This window comes from Mesorhizobium sp. M5C.F.Ca.IN.020.32.2.1, assembly GCF_004023105.1.
GTDB classification, from domain to species: Bacteria; Pseudomonadota; Alphaproteobacteria; order Rhizobiales; family Rhizobiaceae; genus Mesorhizobium; species Mesorhizobium wenxiniae.
The window spans coordinates 1-8,924 of record NZ_RZSX01000174.1; the positions used below are offsets into that span (position 1 = coordinate 1).

The 8,924-nt window shown below is 60.8% G+C and carries 9 protein-coding genes and 1 pseudogene; 7 read left to right on the forward strand and 3 right to left on the reverse strand.

The window, feature by feature from the left end:
* The 5 genes and pseudogenes from EOA86_RS11420 to EOA86_RS11440 form a co-directional block, all read left to right on the forward strand.
* Positions 1–253, forward strand: a 253-nt coding sequence (locus EOA86_RS11420; RefSeq protein ID WP_128341718.1) for a rhomboid family intramembrane serine protease, incomplete at its 5' end; no start/stop codon positions are given.
* Between the two features lie 201 nt (positions 254–454).
* Positions 455–886, forward strand: coding sequence for a CBS domain-containing protein (locus EOA86_RS11425; protein ID WP_023798170.1), 432 nt, complete (start codon positions 455–457; stop codon positions 884–886).
* Between the two features lie 163 nt (positions 887–1,049).
* On the forward strand, positions 1,050–2,549 hold the full coding sequence (gene gatB / locus EOA86_RS11430; RefSeq protein ID WP_128341720.1) for an Asp-tRNA(Asn)/Glu-tRNA(Gln) amidotransferase subunit GatB: 1,500 nt from the start codon (positions 1,050–1,052) through the stop codon (positions 2,547–2,549).
* 4 nt (positions 2,550–2,553) lie between these two features.
* Entirely contained in the window at positions 2,554–3,249 is a 696-nt protein-coding gene (locus EOA86_RS11435; RefSeq protein ID WP_065008199.1) for a hypothetical protein, read from the forward strand.
* A 23-nt stretch (positions 3,250–3,272) separates the two neighbouring features.
* Positions 3,273–3,833, forward strand: a pseudogene (locus EOA86_RS11440) (GNAT family N-acetyltransferase); the annotation flags it as partial.
* 83 nt (positions 3,834–3,916) lie between these two features.
* Here the strand turns inward: EOA86_RS11440 and EOA86_RS11445 are convergent.
* Complete coding sequence (locus tag EOA86_RS11445) at positions 3,917–5,314, reverse strand: glycosyltransferase family 39 protein (protein WP_127211430.1); 1,398 nt, start codon at positions 5,312–5,314, stop codon at positions 3,917–3,919.
* 590 nt (positions 5,315–5,904) lie between these two features.
* On the opposite strand from EOA86_RS11445, the gene EOA86_RS11450 reads away from it, so the two are divergent.
* Entirely contained in the window at positions 5,905–6,357 is a 453-nt protein-coding gene (locus EOA86_RS11450) for a phasin (protein ID WP_065008202.1), read from the forward strand.
* A gap of 109 nt (positions 6,358–6,466) precedes the next feature.
* Here the strand turns inward: EOA86_RS11450 and panC are convergent, their stop codons facing one another.
* On the reverse strand, positions 6,467–7,318 hold the full coding sequence (gene panC / locus EOA86_RS11455; RefSeq protein ID WP_127211429.1) for a pantoate--beta-alanine ligase: 852 nt from the start codon (positions 7,316–7,318) through the stop codon (positions 6,467–6,469).
* Between the two features lie 13 nt (positions 7,319–7,331).
* On the reverse strand, positions 7,332–8,192 hold the full coding sequence (panB, locus tag EOA86_RS11460; protein ID WP_128341722.1) for a 3-methyl-2-oxobutanoate hydroxymethyltransferase: 861 nt from the start codon (positions 8,190–8,192) through the stop codon (positions 7,332–7,334).
* 247 nt (positions 8,193–8,439) lie between these two features.
* On the opposite strand from panB, the gene EOA86_RS11465 reads away from it, so the two are divergent.
* Complete coding sequence (locus tag EOA86_RS11465; RefSeq protein WP_029353808.1) at positions 8,440–8,838, forward strand: NADH:ubiquinone oxidoreductase subunit NDUFA12; 399 nt, start codon at positions 8,440–8,442, stop codon at positions 8,836–8,838.
* The last annotated feature ends 86 nt before the right edge of the window (positions 8,839–8,924 follow it).

The window sequence follows — 8,924 nt, forward strand, 5'->3', positions numbered from 1 at the left end:
CACGGACCGCTCGTGCGGCAAAGCCGCCTTCGCCGGCGCGCCGCTGCCGATGGCGGCAGTGTTCCGCTCGCGCGGCGTTGTGACTTTTCTTGCCATCTGGATGGTGATCAATCTCGCCACCGGCCTCGTTGCCTTCGCGCCCGGCATCGACAGCCAGATCGCCTGGGAGGCGCATATTGGCGGTTTCGTCGCCGGCTTCTTCGGCCTGCGCGCTTTCGATCGACGGCAGCAGCCGGATGAGTTCACGGCTTAAGCATCGCCGCACTTGAAATGCAATCGATCGCGGCGCACGATGTTCACTACAGCGCCGCGCGTCCTCTTGGACGCGCAAAGGACGCTGTAGAACTTTGATTTGCGCATGATCCTTCCGAAAATCGGGGCCGATTTTCGGGGTCATGCGCAAAAGGAAAGCCGGTCAGGGCAGGAACCGGCAAGTAAAACTGAGGAGGACGCCATGACTGTTAAGGCAATTCTCGAGCAGAAAGGCCATGACGTGTTGACGCTCGGGCCGAACGAAAAGCTGAGCGAGGCCATTCGCATCCTGGCCGAACACAGGATCGGTGCGCTGGTCATCACCAATGGCGATCATAAGATCGTCGGTATTCTTTCCGAGCGCGACGTCGTGCGGGTCCTCGCCAGGGAAGGAGCCGCCGCACTGGATATCGCGGTGCGTTCGGCCATGACGCCCAAGGTGAAGATCTGTAATGAGAACCACACCGTCAATGAAGTCATGGAGATCATGACCAGTGGCCGTTTCCGCCATCTGCCTGTGGAAAAGGACGGCCTGCTCGACGGCATCGTGTCCATAGGTGATGTGGTCAAGCGGCGCATCGAGGATGTCGAGCGCGAGGCCGCGGAGATCAGGGCCTACATCGCGACGGCGTGACGCCTTATTTCTTCAGCCGGCCGGCTGGATTCGATGTGAAGCGCCAGCTTTGGCTTTGCGCTTGTCTCTTTTTGCGGTTTGCACTAGCGAGTGACTTTCACGTCGGACGTGACGGAATTCACGTTGAGAAGTGAATTCCGTCACCGATAACTCGCAGGCCACTATGACCCTCATCGATACTCGCACACCCGACGCCAAGCGCCTGATATCAGGTGCCACCGGCGACTGGGAAATCATCATCGGCCTCGAGGTGCACGCGCAGGTGACCTCGCAAGCAAAGCTGTTCTCCGGCGCCTCGACGGCTTTCGGTGCGCCGCCAAACGCCAATGTCAGCCTGGTCGATGCGGCGATGCCGGGCATGCTTCCGGTCATCAACGAGGAATGCGTCAAGCAGGCGATCCGCACAGGCCTCGGGCTGAAGGCCGAGATCAACCACAAATCGGTCTTCGACCGGAAGAACTATTTTTATCCCGATTTGCCGCAGGGCTATCAGATCTCGCAGTTCAAGCAGCCGATCGTCGGCGAGGGCAAGGTGATCGTCTCGGTCGGCCCGGACCGACAGGGCGAATTCGAGGACATCGAGGTCGGCATCGAGCGCCTGCATCTGGAGCAGGACGCCGGCAAGTCGATGCACGATCAGCATGCGACGATGTCCTATGTCGACCTCAACCGCTCCGGCGTGGCGTTGATGGAGATCGTCTCCAAGCCCGACATGCGCTCCGCCGACGAGGCCAAGGCCTATGTCACCAAGCTGCGCACCATCGTGCGCTATCTCGGCACTTGCGACGGCAATATGGACGAAGGCTCGCTGCGCGCCGACGTCAACGTCTCGGTGCGCAGGCCTGGCGGCGAATTCGGCACGCGTTGCGAGATCAAGAACGTCAACTCCATCCGCTTCATCGGCCAGGCCATCGACTACGAGGCGCGCCGCCAGATCGCCATCCTAGAGGATGGCGGCAAGATCGACCAGGAAACGCGGCTGTTCGACCCCAACAAGGGCGAGACGCGCTCGATGCGTTCCAAGGAAGAAGCGCACGACTACCGCTATTTCCCGGATCCCGATCTTCTGCCGCTGGAATTCGACCAGGCCTATGTCGATGCGTTGGCAAACGATCTGCCTGAACTGCCCGACGCCAAGAAGGCGCGGCTGATCTCCTCGCTTGGCCTGTCGACCTACGACGCCTCAATCCTGGTGTCGGAAAAGGCGGTCGCCGACTATTTCGAGAAGGTGGCCGCTGGTCGCGACGGCAAGCTCGCCGCCAATTGGGTCATCAACGATCTGCTAGGCGCGTTGAACAGAGCCGGCAAGGGTATTGAAAATGCTCCGGTTTCGCCCGATCAGCTCGGCGCGGTCATCGACCTGATCAAGGAGGGCACCATCTCCGGCAAGATCGCCAAGGATCTGTTCGAGATCGTTTGGAACGAAGGCGGCGATCCGCGCCAGTTGGTCGAAAGCCGCGGCATGAAGCAGGTCACCGACAGCGGCGCCATCGAAAAGGCGGTCGACGAGGTGATATCAGCCAATCCGGACAAGGTCGAGCAGGCGCGCGCCAAGCCGACCATGGCCGGCTGGTTCGTCGGCCAGGTGATGAAGGCGACAGGCGGCAAGGCCAACCCGCAAGCGGTCAACGATCTCGTCAAGGCCAAGCTCGGGATCGAATAGCGCAATGAACGCAAGACCACGGCCGCGCAATCAGGCAGGTCTCTCGTCGGCGCTGCTGATCGCAGGTGCCGTGCTGCTTTTCGTCGGCACGCTGTTGCATCCGATGCATGAGGACCCGAGTGATGCGCTTCGCGCCTTCGGTGAGTATTCCGCCGATCACAATTGGCTTTTTAGTCACATGGCCCAACTTGCCGGTGTCGTGGCGATGATCGCCGGCATGCTTTTGATCATTGGCCGTCTGTTCGACGGTCCGGCGCGGGGCTTTGCTCTGCTCACCATCGTATTTGGCGCGGCGTCGCTTGCGGCTGCGGCGGCTTTGCAGGCAGTCGACGGCATCGCCCTGAAGGCCATGGTCAACGCATGGGCCATGGCTGACGATGCGGCAAAGGCATCGCTGTTCAACGCTGCCTTTGCGGTGCGGCAGATCGAAATCGGCTTTGCCGCGGTGAGCGCCGTGCTGCTCGGCCTGACCGTCCTGCTCGCCAGCATCGCGCTGCAACAGGCGAAGCACTGTCCAGTCTGGATGTCGTTGCTCGGCAGCGCAGGGGCTGTTGGCGTCCTGATTGGCGGCGTCGCCACGGCGGCAACAGGTTTCTCCGATATCGCCATGGCGGCCAACATGGCGGGCAGCCTGGTGCTCCTCATCTGGGTCGTGCTGCTTGCCGTGATCGATCTCAAACGCAGACCTGTCGAAGCATAGCCGAGCCGTCAGCGAGAAAACCGATGTTCGTTCGCACCGCCAGCGAACGCGATCTGGTTGCCATCCGGGCGCTGCTGGTCGAAACGTGGCATGCCACCTATGACGCCATCTATGGTGCTGCCAAAGTCACCGAGATCACTGACGAATGGCATTCGATCGCCTCGCTCAGCGCATGACCCCGAAATCGGAATCGATTTCGGAAAGGATCATGCGCAAAATCAAAAGTGCTACAACGTCCTTTGCGCGTCCGAAGGACGCGCGACGCTGTAGAGCGCGGCTGACACGGCCGAACTCCGAATTCCTGGTCGCAGACGACGGCAGGCTCATCGGCGGCATGGCTTTCGCCGCAGCCACCGCGGATGCGAAGATCGTAATGCTGAACCAGCTTTACGTGCATCCGACCTGCCAGAGGCAAGGGATCGCCAGGCGCTGCTGGAAGAGGTCGAGGCCAGCTTCCGGTGGCGCGGACGCTGCGTGTCGAAGTGGAAGAGGCAAACGCTCCGGCCGTCGCCTTCTATCGCTCGAAAGGGTTTTTGCCCGCCGGCAACACCGCCGACTGTGGCGGCGGTTCAGGGCTGCCGGCGAGAAGGCGATCGGATAGATTTGTCTGCCCGGATATGTCGCAGTCAGTTGCGTTTTACGGGCTGCGCGGTCGGTTGCGGCGCCCTCAATGTTGTCCCTTGAGGACGACAAGATAGCCTCGTTCGACGTGAAGGCGGAAAGCGATTTGCTCCGACGTCCCAGTGTCCTTGGATTTGTCGATGACATAGCCGCCAGGATGCGAGCGAAGCCATTCCTCGGGATTGTCAGTGCTTTCGAACGGCTTCTGCAGCCGGGCCAGGAAACCGACCTCGTCCTGGTAGTCGAAGGCGACGGCCCAGTCGGCGTTCTTTCGCTCGGCGATGAATTTGGCCAGCGGCATGAGATCTTCGCGTCTGAAAGAGGTCGCTGATGCTGCGGCATGGCCGATGCCGAAAATTGCGAGCAGGACGAAGGCCGAGTTTCTGAGCCTCGCGGGGGGAATCTCCGCCATGAAATACCCGAACAGGATGGTCGCAAATGGCAGCATCGGCACCAGATAGTGAGGTTGCTTGCCGGATATCGCGCTGAAAACCAGTAAAACCGCGACGAACGAGAACGACAGCAGGCGCAGTGCGCGCAGGTCCGGCGATTTCGTGTCGATCAGGCCACGTATCCGGGCGCCCAGCTTCAGCCGCCACACTTCGGGTATGAAGATCCACGGTATGAGCATGATCGGCAACAGCACGACGTAGAAATAGAACGGCCGGCCATGGGAGTTGTGCAGGTGGCCGGTGACACGCCCTGCCGACTGGTTCCAGACAAGGTCGTAGACGAAGTTGCCTTTCGTCTGGATGGTCGCCGGCACCAGCCAGATCGCCACCGGGATCAATGCGGCGAGAATTGCCAGACCCGCCCCGGCAAAAAATTTCGGCGTCGCCAGCCCGGCCTGCCGATCGCGCCAGAACGGATAGAGCAGGATAGGGGCGCCGACATGGATGAGCACCACCGGACCTTTCGTCAAAACACCCAGTCCGATGAACAATCCCGCCAGCACGGCGTGCCAATGGTTGCCGTTTTTGGCAAAGGCAAGCAACGACAAAAGCGCGGCGAGCACGAAGACAGTCAGCAGCATGTCGAACAGGATCAGCGTCGAATAAATCACGAAGATGGTGCTTCCGGCGACGAGCCAAGGGATACGGCTTGCGATGTCGTCGCGCCTGGGAAAGAGGGTTTTTGTCAGACGCGTCGTCAGCCAGATGACGAGCGACGACGCGACGAAGATGACGAGCATCGCGGCAACCCGACTTGCGCCGAAAATGTCCCAGGCCAGGTCGATAAGCCAGAACAGCAGCGGCGGCTTTTGCAGATAGGGCGCGAAATTCATCGTCGGAACGAAGATCTGTCCGCTCAGATACATCTCCCAGGTGACGCTGAGATATCGCGTTTCATCGACCGGCAGGAGCGGCCGGAAGGCGACCGCGATGCAGGTCAATGCAAGCAGGAACAGATAGGGGAGCAGCCGCTCGACATGTGCCGGTATCAAGGTTGGGATCCGCGCCAGGAAACGTTCTCATTCCAGCCGAGCATCGATGCTGCGCTCCTGGAGCGCGCAGGACCGCACCATGATTTTGGCCGAATTGTAGCCGAGCCGGCCTGGTAGCTTGGATTCTGAAGATGTCGTCCACAAAGGTCTAAAAAATATGCAGATTGGAATTAGGGTGAATTAGGGTGACAGTGCAGTTTTTGCGCTGTTTGCTCGGCTGTGCTGGCCGGTGGGGAGCGAAGCACTTCTGGATCGGATTGCCGAGCAAACCGAAAAAACCGTGAAATCCGGAAAACGCGGCAGTCGGGGAAATAAAAGGTGCACGGTCACCGTAATTCGCGAGGCGAACCGTGTATCGGACAGGCGCGATTGGAGCGGGCCACTGTTTTGCAATTCTTGCCTGAATACTTTCTCAGCTGTCGTCCGCAAAACCCGCCCGGTAAGAATTCAGCAGTGGCTAACGCTGAGGCAAAAAAGGCATGGTGCGACGCACAAAAATATTGCAATGCACTGCAGATGCCGTAACGTCAGGCTGCTAGATGAACGAGACGGCTTTTCTACAAGGTCGCCAACCGCAAAGGATGGAAACTATGACCAAGACCGCTGATAAAACTGCTGAAATCATCGAGAATGCAGAAGTCCCGACCGCGGCAACCGATCAGTTCCGCGCTGTCGCCGAAAAGGGCGTCGAGCAGTCGAAAGAAGCCTTATCGAAATTGGCGACCGGCGCCGAGGCGACCCAAAAGGCTCTTGAGTCATCCTTCGAAACAGCCAAGACCGCTGGCAATGAGCTGTCGCTGAAGACGATCGCCGCGCTGCGCGCAAATGTTGAGGCCAGCTTTTCTCACCTCGAAGCCCTGGTTGCCGTGAAATCGCCCTCCGAGTTCATCGAACTGCAGACTGCCTTCCTGCGCAAGCAGGTGGAAAAGACCGTCGAGCAGGGCAAGGAGTTTCAGGCGGCCGCGACGAAAGCCGCCGAAGACGTATCCAAGCCGATCAAAGATGTCTACGAGAAGGCGATGAAGGATCTCAAGGTCGCCTGATTGGCCTAATGCATGTCGCGCAAAAGTGCGAAGCGGTCTTGCGATAACGACAAGCATAAAAACAAGAACTTAAAGCGCGTCGCATGAATCCATCCAAACGCGACGCGCTTTAGGCGGAGGGAATTTCCACATTGTCGATCAGCCGGGTCTTGCCCAGCCAGGCGGCTGCGAGCAGGCGTCCGTCACGGTTTCTCCGCCATGGGGCGAGCGTCAGGCTCTCGCGCGCCGCGACATAATCGATTTTGTCGAAGCCAGCCTTGACGAGCGCGCGGCTGGCCTCGGCGGTCGCGCTGCCTTCATCCGCGCCTGCCGCTAGTGCCGCCGCCGTCCGGCGCAATATGGCGTTGAGCTGGCGCGCCACCTCCAGCTCGGCTTCGCTCAGATACGCATTGCGTGAGGACATGGCGAGGCCATGTGCGTCGCGTACCGTTGGCGCGCCGATGATTTCCACCGGCAGATCGAGGTCGCGGCAGAGCTGCCTGACGACGCAAAGCTGCTGGTAGTCCTTTTCACCGAAGACCGCACAGTCGGGCGACGCCTGCAGGAAGAGCTTTGCCACGACCGTCGCGACGCCGTCGAAGAAGGTCGGACGGAAATCCGATTCCAGCCCGGCGGCTGGCCCGCCGACCGAGATCCTTGTGGCGAAGCCAGCCGGATACATCTCCGCCACACTAGGGGTGAAAGCGAGTTGGGCGCCGGTCTCGGCCAGCCGGTCGAGGTCGCGGGCGAGTTGGCGCGGATATTTGTCGAGGTCTTCGCTCGGCGCGAACTGCGTCGGATTGACGAAGATCGAGAGAACGCAGCGATCGGCCTTTTCGAGTGCGATCCCGATCAGCGAGACATGGCCGTCATGCAGTGCACCCATGGTCGGCACCATGGCAAGGCTGAGGCCATCGCGACGCCAGTCGCGGATTTGCGCGCGAAGGGCGGCGACGCTGTCGACGATGAGAGGCCGGCTCATGCTTTGTCTCGGCTCATTCTTTGTCCCAACTCATTCTTTGCCCTTGTTCGGCTGCGGCCGAAAAGACGTGGTTCGGGCCGGGGAATGTCCGGCTTCGCACCTCCGCTGCATAGCTGGCTGCCGCCTGCGATATGACGCTGCGCAAGTCGGCATATTCCTTGACGAATTTCGGCACGCGGTCGACGGTCAGGCCGACCATATCGTCGATGACCAGGATCTGGCCGTCGCAGTCTCCGCTGGCGCCGATGCCGATGGTTGGAATGGAAATGTGCCGGGTGAGGTCGGCGGCGACGGTCTCGACGGTGCCTTCGATGACTACCGAAAACGCGCCGGCCTTCTCGACCGCGCTGGCGTCGCGATAAAGCGCCGCCACATTCTCCTCGGTACGGCCCTTGATCCTGTAGCCGCCGTCGCTTTCCACCGATTGCGGCTGCAAGCCGATATGTCCCATGACCGGAATGCCGGCAGCGACGATCGCCGCGATCTGCCGGGCAACGGTAACGCCGCCCTCCAGCTTGACGGCCTGACAACCGGTTTCGTTGACGATCCGCCGAGCCGAGGCGACGGCTTGGCACGGCGTTGCCTCATAGCTTCCGGCCGGCATGTCGACCACCACGCAGGCCCTGGCCGAACCCCGCATCACCGCTTGTCCATGGGCGATCATCATCTCCAGCGAAGCGCCCAGCGTGGTCTTGTGGCCATGGAGAACCATGGCGACGCTGTCGCCGACCAGAAGCAGGTCGACATGATCGTCGAGCAGGCGAGCGACGGGATAGGTGTAGGCGGTGAGGCAGACGACCGGCACGCCGCCCTTGCGCAGGCGAATGGAGCTGGCACTGATTCGCAGCTCAGGGTCGGATGAATCCGGGGCCATCTTTACCTCCCTCAACCGTCAATCTGACTGGATACCTGCATGGGACGCGCAGAGCTTTAGAAAGACGGGGCAGCCTTGGCAAGGGATGCTTCGACCGCCGCGAAAGGCTCGCCGGGTTTGCATCGGTTTTCTGACAGCCATTTGCGTGGCGCTTGCGGCAAAATCCTTGCCTTAGCGATGGCCTGACGCCATAAGCAGGAAACAGGCGCCGCCGCTGCCGCCGCGAGGGCTTGCCACGAGGATTTGGATGAAGACTTTCCTTCTGCAGTTTTTCACCTGGTGGAATAGCCAGACGCTGGGCACGCGCTTCCACACCTGGCGGCATGGCAAGAAAGTCGGGCAGGACGAGGCTGGCAACGTCTACTACGAGGGTGGTGTCGATTCGGAAGGCCGCACCCGCCGCTGGGTCATCTATCGAGACTATGCGGAAGCCTCGATGATTCCGCCCGGCTGGCATGGCTGGATGCATCACCGTGTCGATATCGCGCCGCCGAGCGACAATTACAAGCCACGCGACTGGCAGAAGCCGCATCAGCCGAACCTCACCGGAAGTGCCGCCGCCTATCGCCCCAAGGGCTCTGTGCTCACCAACCAGCACCGCCCGCAGGTAACGGGCGATTACGACGCCTGGACGCCGGGTTCGTAACCGCTCGTCGCGGCGGATCGGGTCCTTTATCGCCACACTTGGTGTTTAGCTGCTTGCCGATCTGACAGCAGCGACTAGACTTGGGC

Coding starts and splice junctions, on each gene's coding strand:
- EOA86_RS11425 (WP_023798170.1), top strand. CDS start 455: ATGACTGTTAAGGCAATTCTCGAGCAGAAAGGCCATGACGTGTTGACG.
- EOA86_RS11435 (WP_065008199.1), top strand. CDS start 2,554: ATGAACGCAAGACCACGGCCGCGCAATCAGGCAGGTCTCTCGTCGGCG.
- panB (WP_128341722.1), bottom strand. CDS start 8,192: ATGGCCCCGGATTCATCCGACCCTGAGCTGCGAATCAGTGCCAGCTCC.
- gatB (WP_128341720.1), top strand. CDS start 1,050: ATGACCCTCATCGATACTCGCACACCCGACGCCAAGCGCCTGATATCA.
- EOA86_RS11465 (WP_029353808.1), top strand. CDS start 8,440: ATGAAGACTTTCCTTCTGCAGTTTTTCACCTGGTGGAATAGCCAGACG.
- panC (WP_127211429.1), bottom strand. CDS start 7,318: ATGAGCCGGCCTCTCATCGTCGACAGCGTCGCCGCCCTTCGCGCGCAA.
- EOA86_RS11450 (WP_065008202.1), top strand. CDS start 5,905: ATGACCAAGACCGCTGATAAAACTGCTGAAATCATCGAGAATGCAGAA.